This window comes from Caballeronia arvi (genome assembly GCF_001544695.2).
GTDB lineage: Bacteria > Pseudomonadota > Gammaproteobacteria > Burkholderiales > Burkholderiaceae > Caballeronia > Caballeronia arvi.
In genome coordinates this window covers 161887-183161 of the sequence record NZ_FCOM02000001.1, presented here as the reverse complement: position 1 = coordinate 183161, position 21275 = coordinate 161887, and the positions used below count along the sequence as shown (strand labels likewise).

Here is a 21275-nt window from a genome sequence, read left to right as displayed (position 1 = left end):
CGCGGGGGCGCGCGCCATGCGCAGTCGATCCGACATTGTAAATGGCGCGGGACATCGTGCTCAAAAATGCATCGATGGAACCTCTGATCTTACGGGCGAAGCGCGCGCGACTGCCGTTCGCTGGCGCGCAGTCGCGCGGCTCTCACATCGTGTCGATCACGGCGTCGACCAGTTCGCGCGGTGTGCCGAACGTGCCGGGCGCGGCGGCGAGCGCGGACAGCCGGTTGTCGATCAGCAGCGACGCGAGTCCGTGCACGTGCGCCCACGCCGACGCCATCGCGATGGTCTGATCCGTACCCATCGCGCCGAATGCGCTCTTGCTGCCCGGCGCGATGTCGGGCACCGAATCGAACACGTCGGCGAGGCCGGCGGCGGACATGCGCCGCGCTTCGACGAGCGACGGCCTTTCCGTGTCGAGCAACTCGTTGCGCGACATCAGCCGGAAGAGGTCGGGATTGGCGACGGCGAAATCGATATAGCCGTGCGCGATCGCCCGGCTGCGTTCCGCGCCGGGTCCGATGCCGGCGGCGCGCTTCTGCATCGATTGCGCGAGCCGCCGATGTCCGCTTGCCGCGAGTTCGGCGAGCACGCCCGCCGTGTCGCCGAAATGGTGTTGAGGGGCCGTATGCGACACGCCGGCCTCGCGCGCGATGGCGCGCAGGGTAAGACCGCGCAGTCCGTCGCGCCGTAACACGGTTTCGGCGGCGTGCAGTAACGCATCCGGCAGCGAACCGTGATGGTAGGGATGAGGCGCGCTCTCGGGCGTTTTCGCTGGGCGGCCCCGTTTTCTTGCTGGCGTGGGATTCTGCATAGGAATCAGGACTCGTCGGTCGATCAATCTTTACAATGTAAATTTATGTTGACGCAAACCGACGCCAAAGTCAAAATCTTTCCAACGTAAAGATTAACGGCGACAAGCGCTGTGCCTCCAGATGCACGGCGCGAACGCCGACACATTCCGATCAATCGCGTCAGGTTTCACAGGAGAACGATCATGTCCTTCCAGGATATTTTGCTGGGTACGCCTACCTGGGTTTGGGTTCTGCTTGCAATACTGGTTTCGCGCGGCATGAAGGCGATGAAGGCGGGCACCGCTCCGCTTTCGAAGTTGGGCATCGTGCCGGCGGTGTTCGCTGGCTGGGGCCTGCTGCATCTGCTGTCGGACCCTGAGACCGGATGGGCCACGGCGTCGATGTGGATGGCAGGCGGCGCGCTGGGCGTGGGCATCGGCGCGGCGGTCGCGAAGAAGAGCGGGATGACGGTGGATCGTATACGGCGCACCGTCACGCTGCCCGGCTCGGCGGTGCCGCTCGTGCTGATCCTGCTGACTTTCGCGATGAAATTCTGGATCGGCTTCGAACTCGCGACGTCGGTGCATATGGGGGTGGATTCGACCTTCGTCGTGCTGAACGGCGTAGTGACCGGCTTGGTGGCGGGGATTTTCGCGGGGCGCTTCCTGATCTACTGGCTGGCGCTGCGACCGGAGCAAACGCCTGTGCTGGAACGGCTGTAATTCGCATCGCCGTGAAGCCGCGGGGTTTCACGGCGATTTCGTTTTAATGCGGTTTGCTTTTGATGGCGCATCCATCGGCATCGTCCGAAACAACAATTCGTTATTATTGAAAGGAGTATTGGCGAATTTCGCGTCAATTAGCGGCTTTTTGCGAGCTACACTGCGAGGCATCAATCAGTGGGAGGTCGCCGTGTTGATCGCTGTTCTGTTTATTTGCCCGATAGGTGTGGCCGCGCTTTTCGGATTCGCACTCGTCGCCGACAGGCACTTCAGGGATTCGACTTCCGTCCCGTCGCAGCGGACCGAATAGCCCCGTCTGGGCGCCTCCCGACTCGAAATTCTTTAACTCTCATCGAGAAGTTTTAATTTTCGGGGCGATTTCGTCATTCTCATCGAAAAAATCTAACTTTTCGGTGTCGCCAAGTGGTTCGAAAAGGCCGTGCGCACGACTTCCTCGATGCGGTCGAGGACGGCGCGAGGAATGTGCTGATACTGCTTTCTCCGATGCGCCGATAGCACGCCCTTGTTCGACTGGACCATGCGAATGAGCGCCGAAAGGTCCTTGCGCGGAAGATCAAACTCGTCGTTCAGCTGCGCGAACGCGGCGTCGTATCCCTGCAGCCATGCAATCTCGCGCGGAATCTCGTCGCGCACGGCCTCCTTGATCATCGCGTACAGGAATGCGACCTCGCGGTCGGCATTGAAGAAGCGATAGGCGCGGCTCGAAGGCGCGCTGAGCACGAGCGGCTCGGTGTCGATACGCCGGTAGTTCCACAGCCGTGTCACCGGGCGCGAGAACGCCGTCAGCACCGCGTGATACGCCGGAATGTTGCGCTCCATCACTGCGGACACGGGAATCACCGTATCCGCGCCGAGCAGCCCCGAGCGCGCGAGCACGTGCTGAATGAGAAAGCGATGCAGCCGGCCGTTGCCATCGAAAAACGGATGCAGATAGACGAAGCCGAAGGCCGCGCATGCCGCTTTTACGAGCACGTCGGGGCAGCGTTTCTGATCGTTGACGAAGTCTTCCCAGTGGGTCATCACCCGCCGCAGATCGTCGATCGGCACGGGGAAGAAGTCGACCCGGCCAGCTGCGTCCTCCAGCCAGTTCTGCTTGGTCCGGTACGACGCTTCCTGACCGTAGGCGTCGCGCACGATCACGTTTTGCAGTTGCACGAGCCATTCTTCGTCGACTGTCGCCGGCTCGCCCGCGCGCCTCAGGAGTTGAACGAAGCGTTCCTGCTTGTCCGAGCTGGGCGTTTCCGATTCGATCGCATAACTGCCGCGTGTCTCCGACCAATACAGAAACGCGAGCGCGCGCCGATACAACTCCGGGTCCTGCATGGCATCGAGCGCGCTCTGCGCTTCGAGAAGCAGGTCGGTCAAGGGCGGGTCGGCGGGAATCGCCGCGCGATGGACGATCGGGCAAAACCCGGGCGTCCCGAGGGCGTTGTTGCGCACACGAAAACGCGACGCGCGCGTGGGCTGCGGCGCCGTGTAGTACATGTCAGTGGGAAACAGATCGACATAACCGCCGCGGATGCTCACGCCCGCATCCAGTTCCTTGCCGCTCAGCCATTCCCAGAGAAAGCAGGCACGGCGAATCTGTTCGCCGGTCGGCGTCGCGCGCAGGCGCGCGATGAGTTCGCCAGGCTCCATGTGCTCGAACGCGGCGTCGATGATCTCGAGATTCACGCCTTCGTGGCGCAGGGCGAACTCCAGATGACCGACGGGCGTATCGTCAAAGGCGACGCTGTTCGGAAACAGAATCTGGCTTTCGCTGTCGATGCGCCGGTTCACTGACGAACTGGCGTACGCGAGCCGCGGCGGCGGCGTCACGCGCAGCTCGCCGATGGCGATGAGACGGGCATAACCGATCGGCGTCATCGAGATTTCTTAACGGTTATCGAGAAATCGTAATTTTAGGCCGGTTTCTGGTGGTTTCATCGAGAAATCATAACGAGTGGCCATCCGGCCGACCCCATCGATCCGCTTTTGCTATCGAACGATCGCCCTTTCGAATTGTTGCGCTATTGCTGCGGGACTATAGTGCCTCTCACGGCATCGAACCCAAAGCAACGAACAACGAAAGGAGACGAACTCATGAACCGTATCGATCTGGCTGGACGCGTCGTCATCGTCACGGGCGGCGCGCGCGGAATCGGCCTCGCGGTGGCGGAACGCGCGCTGGAATCCGGCGCCGACGTATCGCTGTGGGACGTCGACGGCGAACGCCTCGCGCGAACGAGCGCCGAACTCTCGGCGAAGCACGCAGAGCGCAAGGTCAGCGACGCCGTCGTCGAACTGACCGACGAATTTTCCGTCGAGGCCGCCGCGCAAAAGACGCTCGCCGCGCACGGCAGAATCGACGTGCTAGTCAATAACGCGGGCATCACAGGCGGCAATGGCACGACGTGGGAACTCGCGCCCGACGTGTGGCGCCGCGTCATCGATGTCAATCTGATCGGGCCGTATCTCACGTGCCGCGCCGTCGTGCCGCACATGCTGAAGGCGGGCTACGGGCGTATCGTGAATATCGCGTCGGTGGCGGGCAAGGAAGGCAATCCGAACGCTTCGCACTACAGCGCATCGAAGGCCGGGCTGATCGGTCTCACGAAATCGCTCGGCAAGGAACTCGCGGGCAAGAACATTCTCGTGAACGCCGTCACGCCCGCCGCCGCCAAAACCGAAATCTTCGATTCGATGTCGCAGCAGCACATCGACTACATGCTCTCCAAGATCCCGATGAACCGCTTCCTCATGCCGCAGGAGGCCGCCTCGCTGATCCTGTGGCTGTCGTCCGAAGACTGCGCGTTCAGCACAGGCGCGGTGTTCGATCTGTCGGGCGGACGCGCGACGTACTGAGTCGCGTCATCGGGAGAATCACATGAACCATTCCGCCCAGTCGGAAGGCGCCGTCACGTCGCGTGTCATGCGCCGATTGCTGCCGTTTCTGCTGCTCATGTACGTGCTCGCGTTTCTGGACCGCGCGAATATCGGCTTCGCGCAGAAGGCGCTGCAGCAGGACACCGGCCTCAGCAATGCCGCGTTCGCCTTCGGCGCGGGCGTGTTTTTCGTCGGCTACGCGATCTTCGAAGTGCCGAGCAATCTGCTGCTGCATCGCGTCGGTGCGAAGCTGTGGATGTGCCGCATCATGGTGACGTGGGGCCTCGTCTCCGCCGCGATGGCCTTCGCGCACTCCGCGACGACGTTCTATGCGCTGCGCTTTCTGCTCGGCGTCGCGGAAGCGGGATTTTTTCCGGGCATCGTCTATTACCTGACGCGCTGGTTTCCGCAGTCGTCGCGTGCGCGGGCGCTGGGCGTGTTCTACTTCGGCGCGCCGCTCGCGTTCATCTTCGGTGCGCCGCTGTCCGGTCTGCTGCTCGATCTGCATGGCGCGCTCGGCCTGAAAGGCTGGCAATGGCTCTTTCTCGTGGAAGGGCTGCTGGCGTCGATCGTCGGCGTGTGGGCGTTCTGGTATCTCGATGACGATCCCGCCAAAGCGCGCTGGCTCACGCACGAACAACGGGCGTTGCTGATCGGCCGCCTAAGCGACGACGCCCGCGCCGCGTCGTCGCACGGGCCACGCGGCGTGCTCGCCGCGCTCGTCGATGGACGCGTGCTCGTGTTGTGCTGCGTGTACTTTCTGATCCAGGCGGCGGTGTACGGCGTCATCTTTTACCTGCCGCAACAGGTGGCCGCGCTGCTCGGCACAAAAGTGGGCTTGCACGTCGGGCTCGTGACCGCGCTGCCGTGGATCGCCGCGGTGATCGTCACGTGGATCGTGCCGCGCCACGCCGATCGCACGGGCAGGCATCGCCAGTACGCGGCGGCGCTGCTCGTGATGTCGGGCATCGCGATCGCGGTCTCCGGGCTCGCGGGGTCGCCGGCCGTGTCGCTCATCGCGCTGTGCTGCGCGGCGAGCGGCTTCATCGCCGCGCAGCCGCTCTTCTGGACCTTCCCGACGCGCTATCTGACGGGCGCGGCGGCCGCGGCCGGCATCGCGCTGATCAACTCGCTCGGCGGACTCGGCGGTTTCTTCGCGCCGATGGCCCGCACCGCCGCCGAAGCCGCATTCCATTCGACGAGCGCCGGCCTCATCGTGCTCGCCGGTGCGAGCGTGCTGGCGGCGCTCGTCATCGTCCTGCTGGTGCGCACGCCCGAGCGCACGCCCATTCCGAGCGGCAACGCCGCCAACGCATCCTGATTCGAAGGAGATAAAAAATGTCCATGCCGACCATCAAGCAAGTGCGCGCGTTCACGGTCCGCGGCGGCGGCGCCGATTATCACGATCAGGGCGCCGATCACTGGATCGACGATCACATCGCCACGCCGATGGCCCGCTATCCCGAATATCGGCAGAGCCGCCAGTCGTTCGGGCTGAACGTGCTCGGCTCGCTCGTCGTCGAGATCGAGGCGAGCGACGGCACCGTCGGCTTCGCGGTGACGACGGGCGGCGAGATCGGCGCGTTCATCGTCGAGAAGCATCTCGCGCGTTTTCTCGAAGGGCAGCGCGTCACGGACATCGAAAAGATGTGGGATCAGATGTACAACGCGACGCTTTATTACGGACGCAAGGGCATCGTGCTCAATGCGATTTCCGGCGTCGATCTCGCGCTGTGGGATTTGCTCGCGAAGGTGCGCAAGGAGCCGGTGTTTCATCTGCTCGGCGGCCCCGTGCGCGACGAACTCCAGTTCTACGCGACGGGCGCGCGCCCGGATCTCGCGAAGGAGATGGGCTTCATCGGCGGCAAGATGCCGTTGCAGCACGGGCCGGCGGAAGGCGAGGAAGGGCTCGCGAAAAATATCGCAAAACTCGCCGATATGCGCGCGAAAGTCGGCGACGATTTCTGGCTCATGTTCGATTGCTGGATGAGCCTCGATCTCAACTACGCGAAGCGCCTCGCGAACGCGGCGCGCGAGCACGGCCTGAAGTGGATCGAGGAAGCGCTGCCGCCCGACGACTACTGGGGTTACGCGGAACTGCGCCGTTCCGTGCCGGGCGGAATGATGGTGACGACCGGCGAGCACGAAGCGACGCGCTGGGGCTTTCGCATGCTGTTCGAGATGGGCTGCGCGGATCTCGTGCAGCCGGATGTCGGCTGGTGCGGCGGCATCACGGAGCTCATCAAGATTTCGGCGCTCGCGGACGCGCATAACGTGCTCGTCGTGCCGCACGGATCGTCGGTGTACAGCTATCACTTCGTCGTGACGCGCCACAACTCGCCGTTCGCCGAGTTCCTGATGATGGCGCCCAAGGCCGATCAGGTCATGCCGATGTTCACGCCCCTGCTGCTCGATGAACCCGTGCCCGTGAACGGCCGCATGAAGGTGCCGGAGACGCCCGGCTTCGGCGTGCGCCTGAATCCGGAATGCGCGCTGACGCGGCCTTACACGCACTGATGCCCTCGGGCGGCTTCCTGAAACTGTGACAGTTTGAGACGAAAACGGCAGGCCGGACGCAATCGCACGACTTATGATTTGCGAGCAGTGATCGGGTTTGCTAAGTAAAATTTTGTCTTAAAAGGAAGTCACTCGAATGGCAGCGATATCGCATAAATGGTCCGCGCTCGTGACCGCTACCTGTCTTGCTTTCGGCTTGTCGTCGGCGTATGCGGCGAATCCGCCCGTGCCGGCCGCGGCGCAGGTTCAATGGCCGCGTGAGCTCGACACCTCCACCCAGCGCATCGAAATGTATCAACCGCAGATCGAGCAATGGAACGGCAATCACATCGCGGGGCGCGCGGCGGTGGCCGTAGGCGCGTCGAGCGGAACGGCATCGCCGACTTATGGCGTCGCGCAGTTCACCGCCGACGCGGATATCGACAAGGCATCGGGTTTCGTGCACCTGAGCAACATCAAGATCGGCGATGTCAGCGTGCCGACCAATCCGGGCGTCGCGGGCAACGTGAAGAGCGCGATCGTCGGGCACTTGCCGGCGCAGGGCATGACCGTGTCGCTCGACGAGTTGCAGACGAGCTATGCGGTGTCGAAGCAAGTCGGCAACATGGAGAAGGTCGCGGTGCAGAATCCGGTGCCGAACATCGTGTTCGAATCGTCGCCGACCATCCTCGTGATGATCGACGGCAATCCGGCATGGCGCGATGTCGGCGGGACCGGCTATCAGCGCGCCATCAATAGCCGCGCGATGCTGCTGAAGGACGGCAGCGGTCACGTCTATGTGAACGCGGGCGGATACTGGTACGCGGCGCAATCGATGAACGGTCCGTGGGCCGTGCTCGCACAGCAGCCGCAGGCGCTCGTCGCCGCCGCGAAAAAGGCCGACGCCGGCCAGAAAGCCGACTCGATGCTGCCGCCAGGCGGCAAGCCCGCGTCGCAGGCGCCCGCCGTGCTGGTGGCCACGCAGCCGACGGAGCTCGTCGTCACCGACGGCCCGCCGCGGCTCGAACCCGTCGCGGGCACCGGCTTGCTGACCGTGACGAACACGGATCATGCGGCTTTCGTGGAGCCGCAGACCAATCGCCACTTCGTGCTGGTTTCGGGCCGCTGGTTCGCGGGACCGTCGGATAAGGGACCGTGGCAGTACGTGCCGGGCCAGGATCTGCCGAAGGATTTCGCGAAGATTTCGCCGCAAGACCCGAAGGGCAACGTGCTCGTGTCCGTGCCGGGCACGCCGCAGGCGAAGGAAGCGGCCATTGCCGCGACCATTCCGCAGACCGCGACCGTCTCGCGCACGAAGGCGCACGTGAGCGTCGCGTATGACGGATCGCCGCACTTCCAGGCGATCGAAGGCACGCCGCTGCAATACGCGGTCAACACGGCGACGCCGGTCATCGAAGTGAGCCGCACGCAGTACTACGCGGTGCAGAACGGCGTCTGGTTCGCGGCTGCCGCGCCGACCGGCCCGTGGGCCGTCGCCACCGATGTCCCCGGCGTCATCTACACGATTCCGGTACAGTCGCCGCTGCATTATGTGACCTACGTGCGCGTGTACTCCGTGACGCCCGATGCGGTCGTCGTCGGTTATTCGCCGGGCTACATGGGCGTCGTCGTGAACGACAGCGGCACGGTGGTCTATGGGACGGGTTATGCGTATCAGCCGTACGTGGGCGAGACGGTGTACTACGGTTATCCTCCGACCTACGGTTACAACGCGGGCTTCGCGATGGACGCCGCCGTCGGCTTTGCGTTCGGCTTTGCCGCCGGCGCGATCTGGGGCTCGTGCGCGCCTTACTGGGGCCCGTATTGGGGCGGTTACCACGGCGGCGGCTGGGGCTACGTCAATATCAACCAGGCGAACTTCTATGGCCGCTGGGGCGCTGGCACCGTGACGCACACGGCGGGCTACAACCCGTGGACCGGCAACGAGTGGCGCGGCACGGCGGCCGCGGGCTGGAATCCGGCGACGGGCGCGCATTGGCAAGGCAGCCGGGGCGCGGCATTCAATCCGTATTCGGGCAACTTCGCGGCGGGACGCCAGGGTTCGTTCGCGAACCCGGTGACGGGGCGCGAAGGCGCGGGCCGCGCGGGTGTCGTCGGGAATGCCTATACCGGCAACTATGCGGCCGGGCGCGAAGGCGCGATCACCAATCCGGTGACCGGGCGTAGTGCGGCGGGCCGGGCGGGCGTCGCAGGCAATGCGCAGACCGGCGACTACGCGGCGGGCCGGCAGGTCGGCGGATACAACGCGCAGACGGGCCGCGCGGGCGTCGCGGAGCGGGGCGTCACGGGCAATGTGCAGAACGGCACGGCGCAGACGGTGAACCGAGGCGTCGTCACGAACGCATCGCGCGGCAATGCGGTTGCGTGGAATAACGGCGATGTCTACGCCGCGCACGACGGCAACGTCTATCAGCACACGCAGGACAACGGCTGGCAGCAGCATACGTCCAATGGCTGGCAGTCGGTCGATCGCAACGATTCGGCGTTGAACAATAATCTCGATCAGCAGCGGCAAGCGCGCGAGGGCGGACAGGATCGCTTCGCGAATCGCAGCGGCGGCTTCGGTGATGGCGGTGGCGGAGGCTTCGGCGGCGGCGGTGGTGGTGGTTTCCACGGCGGTGGCGGCGGCTTTCACGGAGGGTTCCGCCGCTAGGCGCTGAGGCGCATAGGCAAACGCGGATGGCGGCGCAAGCCGTCATCCGCCCGACAAGGAGGAGACATTGATGCTTCTGGAGAACAAGGTCGTCGTGGTGACGGGCGGATCGCGCGGCATCGGCCGTGCGATTGCGCTTGCGAGCGCGCGTGAAGGCGCCGATGTCGCGATCAACTACTGGCGCGACAACGACAGCTCGTACGGCAAGGCATCGGCGGTGGAATCGATCGTCGGCGAGATCGAAGCGCTGGGGCGCCGCGCGATCGCAATCGAAGGCAACGTCGCCGAGCGCGAGACGGGCCTCGAGCTGATCCGGCGCACTGTCGATGCCTTCGGTCGCGTCGATGTGTTGTCGAGCAATGCGGGTATCTGTCCGTTTCACGCGTTTCTCGACATGCCGGCTTCCGTCTATGAATCGACGGTCGCGGTGAATCTGAACGGCGCGTTCTACGTCACGCAGGCGGCCGCGAACCAGATGAAGGCGCAGGGCACAGGCGGCGCGATCGTCGCGACGAGCTCGATCAGCGCGCTCGTCGGCGGCGGCATGCAGACGCATTACACGCCGACCAAAGCGGGCGTCCATTCGCTGATGCAATCGTGCGCGATCGCTCTCGGGCCCTACGGCATACGCTGCAACTCGGTGATGCCTGGCACCATCGCGACGGACCTCAACGCCGACGATCTGTCGGATGCCGACAAGCGCGCCTACATGGAAAAGCGCATTCCCTTGGGCCGTCTGGGCGCGCCGGATGACGTCGCGCAATGCGTCGTCTTTCTCGCATCGGACCGCGCGCGCTATGTGACGGGCGCGTCCTTGCTCGTCGACGGCGGCTTGTTCGTCAACCTGCAATAGCCGCCAGAGACGCCGCCGAGTATTTCCGCAGCAGCGCGATGAAGTACTCGGCCGGTTCGCTCAACGTCTCGAACTTGCGGCGCAACAGCCCGAAGCCCGACAGGCTCTTGCCTATTTCGATCGGCAGTTCGATCAGCAATTGCGCGCGCAGATAATCGCGCACGACGGATTCCGGCAGCATCGCGACGGCCTCGCTGTTTTGCAGCAATTGCAGCGTCGCGAAGATCGACGCGCATTCGACGATATCGGCGGGCGTCGTCAGCCCGGCGCGCGCGAGTTCGTCTTCGAAGAGTCCGCGCGCGGGGCTCGTGATCGGCTGCAGAATCCACGGCCAGCCGACGAGCGTATCCAGCGCGAGCGCGGTCTTGTCCGCGAGCGGATGCCCCGCGCGCACGACGAGCCGCATCGCTTCGCGCGCGAGCGGCTCGAAATCGAAATCGTTGTGCTGTAGAGGCGTCGTCAGGCGGCCGAGCGCGAGATCGACTTCGCGGCGATGCAGCAATTGCACGACCTGATCGCTCGTTTCGCCGAGAATCCGCACGTTCAGAAGCGGCCGCTCGGACTTCAGTTCGGTGACGGCCATCGCGAGCACGTCGGGCGCGGCGCCCATGATTGCGCCGACCGTCAGTTGCCCGTGGCCGCCGCGGCGCTTCGCGTCGAGATCATCGGCGAAGCGCGTCAGATCGGCGAGCGCGCGGCGCGCATAAGCGAGCGCGGCGGTGCCGAGCGGCGTCGGCTGCATGCCGCGCGCGTTGCGCTCGAAGAGCAGAAAGCCGAAGGCCTCCTCGATATCCGCCAGCATGCGGCTCGCGCTCGGCTGCGCGACATTGATCGCCTCGGCGGCCTGATGGAGATTGCGCGCATCGTCGAGCGCGACCAGCAACGCCAGATGCTTGAACTTCAGGCGGTTGACTAAAGCATTCGGAGACACACTTTGGGACACGTTCTGATTCATTCGACAGTCCGCGTGGAACCGCGCGAAGATACGGCGCAGCGATACGTTTTTGCGATCGGCCAATCCTGCAATCGGATTGTCGTGTTATCGGTCGGCGAATTATAGTCGCAGCACAACGAGTCCCGAACACAGGGAATCACCAATCAGAACAAGGCGGGCCGCATGGAGACAGTGGCATTTCGCATGACCCTGAAACCGGGCATGCGCGGCGAGTACGAGAAACGCCACCGCGAAATCTGGCCGGAACTGGCCGATGCGTTGCGTGCCGCGGGCATCCGCGATTACTGGATCTTTCTGGACGAATCGACCGGACATCTCTTCGCCAGCTACAAGCGCACCGAGACACATACGACCGACGCGCTGCCGGCGCTGCCCGTCATGCGCAAGTGGTGGGACACCATGGCCGAGCTGATGGAGACGCATCACGACAACGCGCCTGTGGCCGTGCCGCTCGCGCCGGTCTTTCATCTTCCCTGAAACGTTCGCCTCTTTCGCGAGGAAGCAACATGCAGGTCGTCGATCCGCATATTCACCTGTGGGATCTGTCCACGCATCATTACCCGTGGCTCGCGAATCCGCAGACGTCGTTCGTCGGCGATGCGCGTGACCTGAAGCACGACTATCTGCTCGCCGATCTGCTGCGCGATGCGGAAGACGTCGACGTGCTGAAGCTAGTGCATGTCGATGCGAATCACGATCCCGCCGATCCGGTCGAGGAAACACGCTGGCTGCAATCGATCGCGGATAGCGAAGGCATGCCGAACGGCATCGTCGCGGGTGCGGATCTTTCGGCGGACAACGCGCAGGCCGTGCTCGAAGCGCACGCGGCGTTCGTCAATACGCGCGGCATCCGTCAGATTCTCAACGTGCATGACAACAGGCTCTACGATTATGTCGGCCGCCACTATATGCGCGAGCCGCAATGGCGCAGCAACTTCGCGCTGCTGAAGCGTTTCGATATGTCGTTCGACTTGCAGCTCTATCCCTCGCAGATGGAAGAGGCCGCGCAACTCGCCCGCGAACATGCCGATACGCAATTCATCGTCAATCACGCGGGGATGTTCGTCGACCGCAATTCGACGCAGGGTTATCGCGCGTGGCGCGAAGGCATGCGCCTCTTGGCCGCCTGCCCGAACGTCGCGGTGAAGCTGAGCGGCTTCGCGATGTTCGATCACGACTGGACCGTCGAGAGCCTGCGTCCTTACGTGCACGAGACGATCGATACCTTCGGCACTGATCGCGCGATGTTCGCATCGAATTTTCCGGTGGACCGCTTGTTCGGCACATACACGGCGATATGGAACGCGTATGCGCAGATCGTGAGCGATGCCAGCGACAGCGAAAAGAGCAAGCTCTTCGTGCGCAATGCGGAGCGGATCTACCGCATATAAGGAGACACGAGCATGACGCCAAGACTCGAACTCAGGCATGCGAGCAAATCGTTCGGCCGCGTGCGCGCGCTCGGCGACGGCAGCTTGCAGCTCTTTCCCGGTGAAGTGCACGCGCTGCTCGGCGAGAACGGCGCGGGAAAATCGACGCTCGTGAAGCTGCTCGCGGGCGTCTATCAGCCCGATGCGGGCGAGCTGCTCGTCGAAGGCGTCGCGCGCCGTTTCGCGAATCCCGCCGAGGCGCGCGATGCGGGCATCGCCGTGATCTATCAGGAGCCGACGCTCTTCGCTGATCTCTCCATCGCGGAGAACATCTACATGGGCCGGCAGCCGCGCGATCGCTTCGGCCGCATTCGTTACGACGAGATGCATCGCGAAGTGGATGCGCTGCTCGCGTCGCTCGGCGTGAATCTGCGCGCGCAACGGCTCGTGCGCGGGCTGTCGATCGCGGATCAGCAAGTGGTCGAAATCGCGAAGGCGCTGTCGCTGGACGCAAACGTGCTCATCATGGACGAACCGACTGCCGCGCTTTCGCTGCCCGAAGTCGAGCGGCTGTTCGCGATCGTGCGCGGGTTGAAAGAGCGCGATGCGGCGATCCTCTTCATCACGCATCGGCTCGACGAAGTGTTCGCGCTCACGCAACGCATGACGATCATGCGCGACGGCATGAAGGTCTCCGACGCGCTCACGCAGGACATGAGCATCGACGCGATCGTGAGCAAAATGGTCGGCCGGGATCTCGACACGTTCTATCCGAAAGCCGACGTCACGCCCGGCGATGTACGTCTCTCGGTGCGTAATCTCACGCGCGAAGGCGTGTTCAAGAACGTCTCGTTCGATGTGCGCGCCGGCGAGATCGTCGCCCTGGCGGGACTGGTCGGCGCGGGGCGAAGCGAAGTCGCGCGCGCGATTTTCGGCATCGATCCGGTCGATGGTGGCGAGGTGAAGATCGCGGGCAAAAAACTGGCGCTCGGGTCGCCGGCCGCCGCCGTGCGCGCGGGCCTCGCGCTCGTGCCGGAAGATCGCCGCGCGCAAGGGCTCGCGCTCGAACTGAGCATCGCGCGCAATGCGTCGCTGACCGTGCTCGGACGTCTGATGCGCCACGGGCTCATCAGCGCGAAAAGCGAATCGATGCTCGCGGCGGACTGGGGCAAACGCCTGCGCCTGAAAGCCAGCGATCTCGATGCGCCCGTCGGCACGCTATCGGGCGGCAATCAGCAGAAAGTCGTGCTCGGCAAATGGCTCGCGACGAACCCGACCGTGCTCATCATCGACGAGCCGACGCGCGGCATCGATGTCGGCGCGAAAGCGGAGGTGTATCGCACGCTCGCGGAGCTCGTGAAGGAAGGCATGGCCGTGCTGATGATTTCGAGCGAATTGCCCGAAGTTCTCGGCATGGCGGACCGCGTGCTCGTGATGCACGAAGGCCGCATCAGCGCGGATATCGCCCGCGCCGATGCGAACGAGGAACGTGTGATGAGCGCCGCTTTGGGCGCCTCGCCGCAAGCTCTGGGACGCGCAGCATGATGACACGACATTCTCCGACGCTACCCGCGATGCACGCCGCCGAAACGAAACGCGAAAGCCTCGCGGTATCGATCGCGAAGAGCCGCGAGCTGACGCTTTTGATCGTGCTGCTCGTGCTGATCGGCGCGACCGCTGCCGTGAAACCCGACTTCCTCAATCTGCAGAATCTGCGTGACGTGCTGCTCAACGTGTCGATCATCGGCCTGCTGACGGCGGGCATGATGATCGTGATGCTGATGCGGCATATCGATTTGTCCGTCGCATCGGTGGTCGGCGTGAGCGCGTATGCGGTCGGCAGCCTCTTCGTGATGTTTCCGCACATGCCGGTTGTCGTCGCGATGCTCGCGGGCATCGGCGTCGGGCTCGTGATCGGCTTTCTCAATGGCGCGCTGGTGACGTTCGGGCGCGTGCCTTCGCTCGTCGCCACGTTATCGACGCTCTATATCGTGCGCGGCGCGGATTACGCCTGGGTCCACGGCGGCCAGATCAACGCGACGAGCCTGCCCGATGCGTTCGCGGCCATCGCGACGGGCTCGCTCTTCGGCGTGCCGAATCTCGTGCTGATCGCTTTGGTCGTGCTGATCGCGTTGTCGGTGTATCTGAAGCAGTATCGCGGCGGGCGCGAGCATTATGCGATCGGCTCGAATCCGGAAGCCGCACGGCTCGCGGGCATTCGCGTCGACCGGCGCGTGATGATCGGCTTCCTGCTGTCCGGCGCGATCGCGGGACTGGCCGGCGTGCTGTGGCTCGCGCGCTTTGGCACCGTCGATGCCAGCACGGCCAAGGGCATCGAGCTGCAAGTGGTCGCGGCGGCCGTGGTCGGCAGCGTGGCGATCACGGGCGGCGTCGGCACCATCGCGGGCGCGACGCTCGGCGCGCTCGTGCTCGGCGTCATCAACATCGCGCTGGTGGTGCTGCGCGTGTCGCCGTTCTGGCAGCAGGCGATTCAAGGCGCGCTGATCGTCGCGGCGATCGCGCTCGATACCCTGCTCGCGCGTTCCGTCGCGCGCCGCATGATGAGGAAACGCGATCATGGCTAAACCCGATTCCGCTTTGTCTACGGCGAAGCGCCGCCATCTGCAATGGGAAGCGATGCTCGTCATCGTGCTCGTCGTATCGCTGATCGGCGGACGCGTGTTATCGCCGATGTTCCTGTCATCGGCGAACATCTCCAACATGCTCGCGGACTTCACTGAGATCGCGCTGATCGCGTTGCCGATGACGCTCATCATCGTCGCGGCGGAGATCGATCTGTCAGTGGCGTCGGTGCTCGGCGCGTCGAGTGCGCTGATGGGCGTGCTCTGGCACATGGGCTTGCCGATGCCGCTCGTGATCGTCCTCGTGCTGCTGTTCGGCACGCTCGCGGGCCTGCTCAACGGCCTCGTGATCGTGCGCTTCAATCTGCCTTCGCTCGCGGTGACGATCGGCACGCTCGCGCTGTTTCGCGGCCTCGCCTACGTGCTGCTCGGTGATCAGGCGATCGCGGATTTTCCCGCGTCGTACACGGCCTTCGGCATCGATACGATCGCGGGCAGCTTCCTGCCGATGCCATTCGTTCTGGTCATCGCGGGCGCAATCGTCTTCACGATTCTTCTGCAGGCGACGCCGTTCGGCCGCAGCCTCTACGCGATCGGCGCGAATCCGACCGCCGCGCAATTTTCGGGCATCGACGTCGCAAAGACGAAGCTGAAGCTCTTCATGATGTCGGGCGCGATGGCCGCTGCCGCGGGCATCGTCTACACGCTGCGCTTCACGAGCGCGCGCGGCGACAACGGCGAAGGCTTCGAGCTTTCCGTGATCGCGGCGGTGCTGTTCGGCGGCGTGAGCATCTTCGGCGGACGCGGCTCGATGATCGGCGTGCTGCTGTCGCTCGTCATCATCGGCGTGTTGCGCAATGCACTGACGCTCGCGGACGTATCGAGCGAAACGCTGACGATCGTGACGGGCGCGCTGTTGCTCTCGTCGGTGCTGATTCCGAATCTCGTCGCGCGCTGGCGGGCGGCGCGCGAGAAGCGTCTGATGGCGCGGGCGCTTTGATTGAGTACGTTGTCCGTTGATGTTGAAAAACCAGCGCAAGGGCCCGGAACCCGCGCGCAATGACAGGAGACTTTACGACATGAAGAAGCCCATTCGATTCATGCGCGGCCCGGCGCTGGCGGCGGCCTTTCTCGCCGCGACTGTCGCGCTGACGGCAAGCGCCGCGGATATCAAGAGCGGCCTGAAGATCGCGTTCCTGCCGAAGCAGATCAACAACCCTTACGAAGTGATCGCCGACGACGGCGGCATGGCCGCGATCAAGGAGATGAAAGGCGACGGCAAGGTCGTGGGGCCATCGGATGCGGGCGCGTCGTCGCAGGTGAGCTATATCAACACGCTCATCACGCAGCGGCAGAACGCGATCGTGATCGCGGCCAACGATGCGAACGCGGTCGTGCCGTATCTGAAGAAGGCGATGTCGCAGGGCATCAAGGTCGTCACCTTCGACTCGGATACAGCGCCGGACGGGCGGCAGATCTTCGTCAATCAGGCCGACTCGGAAGCGATCGGGCGCGGGCAGATTCAACTGCTGTCGAAGCTGATCGGCGGCGAGGGCGAGTTCGCGATTCTTTCCGCGACGCCGAACGCGACGAATCAGAACACGTGGATCAAATGGATGCAGGAGGAACTGAAGAAGCCCGAGTATTCGAAGATGAAGCTCGTGAAAATCGCCTACGGCAACGACGACGATCAGAAGTCGTTCGTCGAGACGCAGGGCTTGCTTCAGGCGTATCCGAATCTGAAGGGCATCGTCGCGCCGACATCGGTTGGTATCGCGGCGGCGGCGCGTTATATATCGAGTTCGCCGTCGAAGGGCAAGGTCGTCGTGACGGGGCTCGGCACGCCGAACCAGATGCGCGCGTTCGTGAAGAACGGCACGGTCAAGGCGTTCCAGCTTTGGGACCCGGGTCAGTTGGGTTATCTGGCGGCGTTCGCGGCGGCGAATCTAGCGTCGGGGACGATCACCGGCAAGGAAGGCGATTCGTTCGATGCGGGCAAGCTCGGCAAGCGCACCGTGGGCAAGAGCGGGGAAGTGATTCTCGGACCGCCGACGACGTTCGATTCGGCGAATATCGACAACTTCAACTTTTGACGTGAAGAGGTCGCGACAGACCTGAGAGAGAACGAAACGCCCTGCGGGGCGTTTCGTCTTTGTGGCGTTGCAACAGGAACGGCCTGCCTTCGGCCGAGCCCGTTCACTTCACCGACTGTCCGCTCCTCATCACCTGCACGGCGGTCGCCGACTCGAACCGCGCCTGCACCATGTCACCCGCCTTCAACCCCGCGAGCGATACGTCCGGCGCGACGTCGAGCGTCACCGTGTGGCTCGGCCCGCGCAGGGTCACGCGCCGCTTCTTCGTGTCGACGCGCTCGATGGTCCCGATCACCTCGACGACGCGCGCTTGCGCCGCCACGCCGCCCGATGCCGGGATCGCCGCGTCGGTTTCGATGCGCTGGCGTATGCCGTCCGACTTCACCTTCGACACGCGCATGAGCAGCGCGGCGCGGTAGTCGATGTTGACGATATCGCCGAGCTGCAACTTCTTGACGTCGCCGATTTCCGGATTGACCGCCACTTCGGCGACGCGCCCTTGCGGGCCTTGCAGCGATACGCTGTTGGTCGTCGGATCGATGCCGACCACGCGCGCCTGCACCTGCACGACGGCCGCCGCGCTGCGCGCCTGCGGGCCGGATGCCGTGTCCTGAGCCGACGCGCTGCCTGTCGCGCCGAAAGCGAGCGCCGCGCACGTCGCCAGGATCCTGATTGCGCGATGCGGCCGTTGAGTTGACGAGCGATTCATGCGTTGCCTCCTTGTCTGTATAGAGCGCTTCGTTGAGCGTGAACGCCGCGCCTTCAGCGGCGTGACTTCGACAGCAAATGACCGAGCCCGAGATTCGTGGCGATCTGCCAGATATAAACACGCGAGTAACGCACGCCATAGCGCCGCTCGATCAGCTCGCGCAGGCGCGCGTTGGTCCAGGTGGCGCTCTCGAAGCCGTGCTCGCGCGCCGATCCCTGCAACGCGGCGGCGATCCAGTCGAGCGCGTCGCGATCGAGCACCGATGCGCGTCCGCCGACACCCATCTTCGCGAGCGCGTCGAGGCCGCCATCGGCGACGATCGCCTTGTAGCGTCGTACCGTCTGCAGCGAAAGATGCAACGCGTCGGCCACCGCTTCGACCGATGCGCCATCGAGCAACATGCGCCCAGCCGTCATGCGTCGCACCACGCTCGGCAGTGTTTTCGGATGGGAGAGCATCGCGCGCGCCGCTCGATGGTTCGGATTACGTGCGAACCGCCCGCCACGTCAGGCGCGGCACTGCGAGCCGGAATCGGCATCCGGCGCTCGTCCGTGTTCCGGCCGGTGCGCGCGAGCAGCGGGTGCAACGTTGCGGCGTCCGTATGCGTTCATGCGTGCCCCCTTGTCGAATGGAGACGGCGGGACTTGATCGGGCGTGCTTGAAGTAAGGTCGATGCGCGGCGTGTGAAACGAGCCGGCTTACAGGGATGTACCAATAAACGTTTTCGGGCACGATGGGCAACCATCGGCGAAAATTTTTTGGGCTTGATAAATCGAAGTGAATTGCCTATGAACGCTGCCGATAGGCAATCGACGCGCTCCCGGCGACGCGCGGACGATGCGCGGCGCGCAATGCCGCACGCGTCCGTTTCGGGCGCGTGTCCTATGCAATGCGCAGCGCACGCCGACTCATTGTTTGCTGGGGCCCAGGCGAACTGCAACGGCGTTCAAACGCGATAAAACTCGATGTCCTGACCCGCGTGCACCGCTCGCTTGAGCCACTCGGGCATATCGCCGAGGCCGTCCCACGTGTCGCCACTCGCATTGCGGAAGATCGGCACGGCGCCTCCCGCCGAATTGGGCAGGGAAGGCAATTGCGGCATCGGCCGCTTGGTTTTCAGCGCGCCATGCGTCCCGTTGGTCTTGGTGAAGGAGGGCGGCGGGGCCGCCGCCGCCGGCGCTTCGGCCAATGCTTCGGCCAACGCTCTTTCCGTAATGCCGAACTCAGCCATTCGGCTGCGCAGATACGCAATGATGCTGTCTCGCTTTCTTTCGTCCACGGCTTTCCTGATTCAGCTTTTTGATTTTCAGAGGGCGAACCGATACCCCGCGCGGACCGGGGCGGTTCGATGACTTGAATATATGTGTTTTATGAAGCGTGACGCAGGGCCTGCCTCACGTCAATTAGTGTATTTACCGCACACCTATTAATTCGCCCGGTGACTTTGCCTTTAATGCCGACATTGCCCCAATGCGAACGTTCGCCCGCCCGGGCATCGCCGTGACGGATGCGCGGAACGCAAACGCGCGGAAAGTCAAGACGGGGAGCCACGAAGCGGACGCGAAGCAGAGCCGCCGATGCAGCATGGCGGCCGAAAACCTCGCTTAACTCCATTGTATGCTGCCTTCGGCAACTGTTAAATCGTTTTAACGGCTATGTTGTTCCCCTGGTAATTCCGCACCGTGGGCGCGAATGGCGGCAATCAGTTCCGCAGGCGTAATTTCATAACGCACTTCGCGGTGAATGCCGGGTTTGCGCTCGTCGATTTCAATCAGCAGTACGGCTTTGCCGTCCGCCGCGGGTTCGAGGCGCAGCGAACGCACTTCCTGTCCGCTGGCTTCGTCGTATTCCGTCAGGAGCGTCATGGCGCCGGTGGCGGCGCTTCTCGGCATCGACATTCTTCCTCCCGTCTTGCGACGTCGTTGTTGTTGTGTCGCCGCGCCGTCCCCCGGCGTGCACGAAATTCGGGCGCGCTGCGAGAGGTTTCAGCCTGGCGAATGAAGCGACGCGAAGGACGGCGCGGCCCGCGCCGTTCTCCGGTATCTCATTATTGCCTGTCGAAAGCGCGCGCGTCCAGCGTCGAACTTGGGGGGGCTTGCGACCCCAAATTTCTTCAGGCGTCCCTGCCGATCGCGTCGCGCGCCTGGCTCGTGATCTCGAACGAGCGCAGGCGCGCCCGGTGGTCGAAGATCTGCGCGGTGACGATGAGTTCGTCGGCCTGGGTCTGCGCGATCACCGAGCGCAGGCCGGCTTCGACATCGGCCGGATCGCCGACGACGGAGCACGCGAGCGAATGTTCGACGCCCGCGCGCTCCGCATCCGTCCACGCGATGTTTCCGGTAGGCGGCGGCAACTGGCCGGGCGTGCCGCGGCGCAGATTGATGAACTGCTGTTGCAGCGACGTGAAAAGAAAACGCGCTTCGTCGGCGGTATCGGCGGCGAAGACGTTCACGCCGACCATCGCGTAGGGCTTTTTCAGGGCCGCGGAGGGCCGGAACTGCGCGCGGTAGACCTCGAGCGCGGTCAGCAGATAATCCGGCGCGAAATGCGATGCAAACGCGAACGGCAGCCCGAGCGCGGCCGCGAGCTGCGCGGAGAACAGCGACGAGCCGAGCAGCCAGATCGGCACATTGAGGCCCGCGCCGGGCACCGCGCGCACGCGCTGGCCTGCGACGGGATCGGCGAAATAGCGTTGCAACTCGACGACGTCATCGGGAAACGATTCGGCGCTGCCTTGCAGATCGCGGCGCAGCGCTCGCGCGGTGGTCTGATCGGTGCCGGGCGCGCGGCCGAGCCCGAGATCGATACGCCCGGGAAACAGCGACGCGAGCGTGCCGAACTGCTCGGCGATCACGAGCGGCGCGTGATTCGGCAGCATGATGCCGCCGGAGCCGACGCGGATCGTCGTCGTGCCCGCCGCGATATGGCCGATCACGACGGCCGTCGCCGCGCTGGCGATGCCCGTCATGTTGTGATGCTCGGCGAGCCAGTAGCGCAGATAGCCCCAGCGCTCGGCGTGGCGGGCGAGATCGAGCGAATGGGCGAAGGCGTCGGCCGGTGTCGAGCCGAGCGGAACCGGAGAAAGGTCGAGTAGCGAGAAGGGGATCATTGCGGCTTTCCGAAGACGTGGCAATGCGCGATGCC

General features: G+C 64.2%; 20 protein-coding genes. 12 read left to right on the top strand and 8 right to left on the bottom strand.

The annotated features are described in order from the left end of the window. Nucleotides 1-142: 142 nt before the first annotated feature. Nucleotides 143-811 (bottom strand): TetR/AcrR family transcriptional regulator, encoded by a 669-nt coding sequence (locus tag AWB74_RS00840; RefSeq protein ID WP_200821904.1) that lies wholly within the window; start codon nucleotides 809-811, stop codon nucleotides 143-145. 183 nt (nucleotides 812-994) lie between these two features. Here AWB74_RS00840 and AWB74_RS00835 point away from each other — a divergent pair, with 183 nt between their 5' ends. Then, nucleotides 995-1513, top strand: coding sequence for a DUF6622 family protein (locus AWB74_RS00835; RefSeq protein WP_061144881.1), 519 nt, complete (start codon nucleotides 995-997; stop codon nucleotides 1511-1513). 402 nt (nucleotides 1514-1915) lie between these two features. On the opposite strand, the gene AWB74_RS00825 is transcribed toward AWB74_RS00835, so the two are convergent. Further along, entirely contained in the window at nucleotides 1916-3400 is a 1485-nt protein-coding gene (locus tag AWB74_RS00825; protein ID WP_061144879.1) for a Fic family protein, read from the bottom strand. 216 nt (nucleotides 3401-3616) lie between these two features. Between AWB74_RS00825 and AWB74_RS00820 the strand changes: the two genes are divergently transcribed. The 5 genes from AWB74_RS00820 to AWB74_RS00800 all read left to right on the top strand — a co-directional run bounded on the left by AWB74_RS00820 (nucleotide 3617) and on the right by AWB74_RS00800 (nucleotide 10422). Next, nucleotides 3617-4378, top strand: coding sequence for an SDR family oxidoreductase (locus AWB74_RS00820; protein WP_061144878.1), 762 nt, complete (start codon nucleotides 3617-3619; stop codon nucleotides 4376-4378). Nucleotides 4379-4400: 22 nt separating this feature from the next. Next, entirely contained in the window at nucleotides 4401-5720 is a 1320-nt protein-coding gene (locus AWB74_RS00815; RefSeq protein ID WP_061144877.1) for an MFS transporter, read from the top strand. Between the two features lie 17 nt (nucleotides 5721-5737). After that, nucleotides 5738-6916, top strand: coding sequence for an L-rhamnonate dehydratase (gene rhmD / locus AWB74_RS00810; protein ID WP_061144876.1), 1179 nt, complete (start codon nucleotides 5738-5740; stop codon nucleotides 6914-6916). Between the two features lie 136 nt (nucleotides 6917-7052). Further along, the gene (locus AWB74_RS00805; protein WP_061144875.1) at nucleotides 7053-9569 is read left to right on the top strand and encodes a carbohydrate-binding family V/XII; all 2517 of its coding nucleotides are present in this window, start codon (nucleotides 7053-7055) and stop codon (nucleotides 9567-9569) included. Nucleotides 9570-9639: 70 nt separating this feature from the next. Next, the gene (locus AWB74_RS00800) at nucleotides 9640-10422 is read left to right on the top strand and encodes an SDR family NAD(P)-dependent oxidoreductase (protein ID WP_061144874.1); all 783 of its coding nucleotides are present in this window, start codon (nucleotides 9640-9642) and stop codon (nucleotides 10420-10422) included. Here AWB74_RS00800 and AWB74_RS00795 read toward each other — a convergent pair. Further along, the gene (locus AWB74_RS00795; protein WP_407642379.1) at nucleotides 10409-11377 is read right to left on the bottom strand and encodes a LysR family transcriptional regulator; all 969 of its coding nucleotides are present in this window, start codon (nucleotides 11375-11377) and stop codon (nucleotides 10409-10411) included. The genes AWB74_RS00800 and AWB74_RS00795 overlap by 14 nt on opposite strands. A gap of 162 nt (nucleotides 11378-11539) precedes the next feature. Between AWB74_RS00795 and AWB74_RS00790 the strand changes: the two genes are divergently transcribed. The 6 genes from AWB74_RS00790 (at nucleotide 11540) to rhaS (ending at nucleotide 17422) form a co-directional block, all read left to right on the top strand. Then, on the top strand, nucleotides 11540-11854 hold the full coding sequence (locus AWB74_RS00790; RefSeq protein ID WP_061144873.1) for an L-rhamnose mutarotase: 315 nt from the start codon (nucleotides 11540-11542) through the stop codon (nucleotides 11852-11854). Between the two features lie 29 nt (nucleotides 11855-11883). Continuing rightward, nucleotides 11884-12768 carry an amidohydrolase family protein gene (locus AWB74_RS00785; protein WP_061144872.1) on the top strand — a complete coding sequence of 295 codons (885 nt, stop codon included), beginning with the start codon at nucleotides 11884-11886 and terminating at the stop codon, nucleotides 12766-12768. Nucleotides 12769-12780: 12 nt separating this feature from the next. After that, complete coding sequence (locus AWB74_RS00780; protein WP_061144871.1) at nucleotides 12781-14292, top strand: sugar ABC transporter ATP-binding protein; 1512 nt, start codon at nucleotides 12781-12783, stop codon at nucleotides 14290-14292. Continuing rightward, a complete protein-coding gene (locus tag AWB74_RS00775; protein WP_061145234.1) occupies nucleotides 14292-15332 on the top strand; it encodes an ABC transporter permease in 1041 nt (346 codons plus the stop codon). The genes AWB74_RS00780 and AWB74_RS00775 overlap by 1 nt, the downstream gene beginning before the upstream one ends. Next, on the top strand, nucleotides 15325-16329 hold the full coding sequence (locus AWB74_RS00770) for an ABC transporter permease (RefSeq protein WP_061144870.1): 1005 nt from the start codon (nucleotides 15325-15327) through the stop codon (nucleotides 16327-16329). The genes AWB74_RS00775 and AWB74_RS00770 overlap by 8 nt, the downstream gene beginning before the upstream one ends. Nucleotides 16330-16408: 79 nt before the next feature. Next, nucleotides 16409-17422 carry a rhamnose ABC transporter substrate-binding protein gene (rhaS, locus tag AWB74_RS00765; protein ID WP_061123600.1) on the top strand — a complete coding sequence of 338 codons (1014 nt, stop codon included), beginning with the start codon at nucleotides 16409-16411 and terminating at the stop codon, nucleotides 17420-17422. 103 nt (nucleotides 17423-17525) lie between these two features. Here the strand turns inward: rhaS and AWB74_RS00760 are convergent, their stop codons facing one another. From AWB74_RS00760 to AWB74_RS00740, 5 genes are all read right to left on the bottom strand, one after another. Further along, nucleotides 17526-18131 (bottom strand): copper-binding protein, encoded by a 606-nt coding sequence (locus AWB74_RS00760; RefSeq protein ID WP_061144869.1) that lies wholly within the window; start codon nucleotides 18129-18131, stop codon nucleotides 17526-17528. A 53-nt stretch (nucleotides 18132-18184) separates the two neighbouring features. Next, on the bottom strand, nucleotides 18185-18589 hold the full coding sequence (locus AWB74_RS00755; protein WP_061144868.1) for a helix-turn-helix domain-containing protein: 405 nt from the start codon (nucleotides 18587-18589) through the stop codon (nucleotides 18185-18187). Between the two features lie 488 nt (nucleotides 18590-19077). Beyond that, nucleotides 19078-19332 carry a hypothetical protein gene (locus AWB74_RS00750; RefSeq protein ID WP_407642377.1) on the bottom strand — a complete coding sequence of 85 codons (255 nt, stop codon included), beginning with the start codon at nucleotides 19330-19332 and terminating at the stop codon, nucleotides 19078-19080. A gap of 445 nt (nucleotides 19333-19777) precedes the next feature. Then, nucleotides 19778-20023: a hypothetical protein gene (locus tag AWB74_RS00745; protein WP_035969404.1), complete on the bottom strand. Its 246-nt coding sequence runs from the start codon at nucleotides 20021-20023 to the stop codon at nucleotides 19778-19780. A gap of 221 nt (nucleotides 20024-20244) precedes the next feature. Continuing rightward, a complete protein-coding gene (locus AWB74_RS00740; protein ID WP_061144866.1) occupies nucleotides 20245-21240 on the bottom strand; it encodes an LLM class flavin-dependent oxidoreductase in 996 nt (331 codons plus the stop codon). Between the last annotated feature and the right edge of the window lie 35 nt (nucleotides 21241-21275).

What these genes read in the sequence shown, in the direction of transcription:
- AWB74_RS00840 (WP_200821904.1), bottom strand. Translation starts at nt 811, where the DNA reads ATGCAGAATCCCACGCCAGCAAGAAAACGGGGCCGCCCAGCGAAAACG.
- AWB74_RS00835 (WP_061144881.1), top strand. Translation starts at nt 995, where the DNA reads ATGTCCTTCCAGGATATTTTGCTGGGTACGCCTACCTGGGTTTGGGTT.
- AWB74_RS00825 (WP_061144879.1), bottom strand. Translation starts at nt 3,400, where the DNA reads ATGACGCCGATCGGTTATGCCCGTCTCATCGCCATCGGCGAGCTGCGC.
- AWB74_RS00820 (WP_061144878.1), top strand. Translation starts at nt 3,617, where the DNA reads ATGAACCGTATCGATCTGGCTGGACGCGTCGTCATCGTCACGGGCGGC.
- AWB74_RS00815 (WP_061144877.1), top strand. Translation starts at nt 4,401, where the DNA reads ATGAACCATTCCGCCCAGTCGGAAGGCGCCGTCACGTCGCGTGTCATG.
- rhmD (WP_061144876.1), top strand. Translation starts at nt 5,738, where the DNA reads ATGTCCATGCCGACCATCAAGCAAGTGCGCGCGTTCACGGTCCGCGGC.
- AWB74_RS00805 (WP_061144875.1), top strand. Translation starts at nt 7,053, where the DNA reads ATGGCAGCGATATCGCATAAATGGTCCGCGCTCGTGACCGCTACCTGT.
- AWB74_RS00800 (WP_061144874.1), top strand. Translation starts at nt 9,640, where the DNA reads ATGCTTCTGGAGAACAAGGTCGTCGTGGTGACGGGCGGATCGCGCGGC.
- AWB74_RS00795 (WP_407642379.1), bottom strand. Translation starts at nt 11,377, where the DNA reads ATGAATCAGAACGTGTCCCAAAGTGTGTCTCCGAATGCTTTAGTCAAC.
- AWB74_RS00790 (WP_061144873.1), top strand. Translation starts at nt 11,540, where the DNA reads ATGGAGACAGTGGCATTTCGCATGACCCTGAAACCGGGCATGCGCGGC.
- AWB74_RS00785 (WP_061144872.1), top strand. Translation starts at nt 11,884, where the DNA reads ATGCAGGTCGTCGATCCGCATATTCACCTGTGGGATCTGTCCACGCAT.
- AWB74_RS00780 (WP_061144871.1), top strand. Translation starts at nt 12,781, where the DNA reads ATGACGCCAAGACTCGAACTCAGGCATGCGAGCAAATCGTTCGGCCGC.
- AWB74_RS00775 (WP_061145234.1), top strand. Translation starts at nt 14,292, where the DNA reads ATGACACGACATTCTCCGACGCTACCCGCGATGCACGCCGCCGAAACG.
- AWB74_RS00770 (WP_061144870.1), top strand. Translation starts at nt 15,325, where the DNA reads ATGGCTAAACCCGATTCCGCTTTGTCTACGGCGAAGCGCCGCCATCTG.
- rhaS (WP_061123600.1), top strand. Translation starts at nt 16,409, where the DNA reads ATGAAGAAGCCCATTCGATTCATGCGCGGCCCGGCGCTGGCGGCGGCC.
- AWB74_RS00760 (WP_061144869.1), bottom strand. Translation starts at nt 18,131, where the DNA reads ATGAATCGCTCGTCAACTCAACGGCCGCATCGCGCAATCAGGATCCTG.
- AWB74_RS00755 (WP_061144868.1), bottom strand. Translation starts at nt 18,589, where the DNA reads ATGCTCTCCCATCCGAAAACACTGCCGAGCGTGGTGCGACGCATGACG.
- AWB74_RS00745 (WP_035969404.1), bottom strand. Translation starts at nt 20,023, where the DNA reads ATGCCGAGAAGCGCCGCCACCGGCGCCATGACGCTCCTGACGGAATAC.
- AWB74_RS00740 (WP_061144866.1), bottom strand. Translation starts at nt 21,240, where the DNA reads ATGATCCCCTTCTCGCTACTCGACCTTTCTCCGGTTCCGCTCGGCTCG.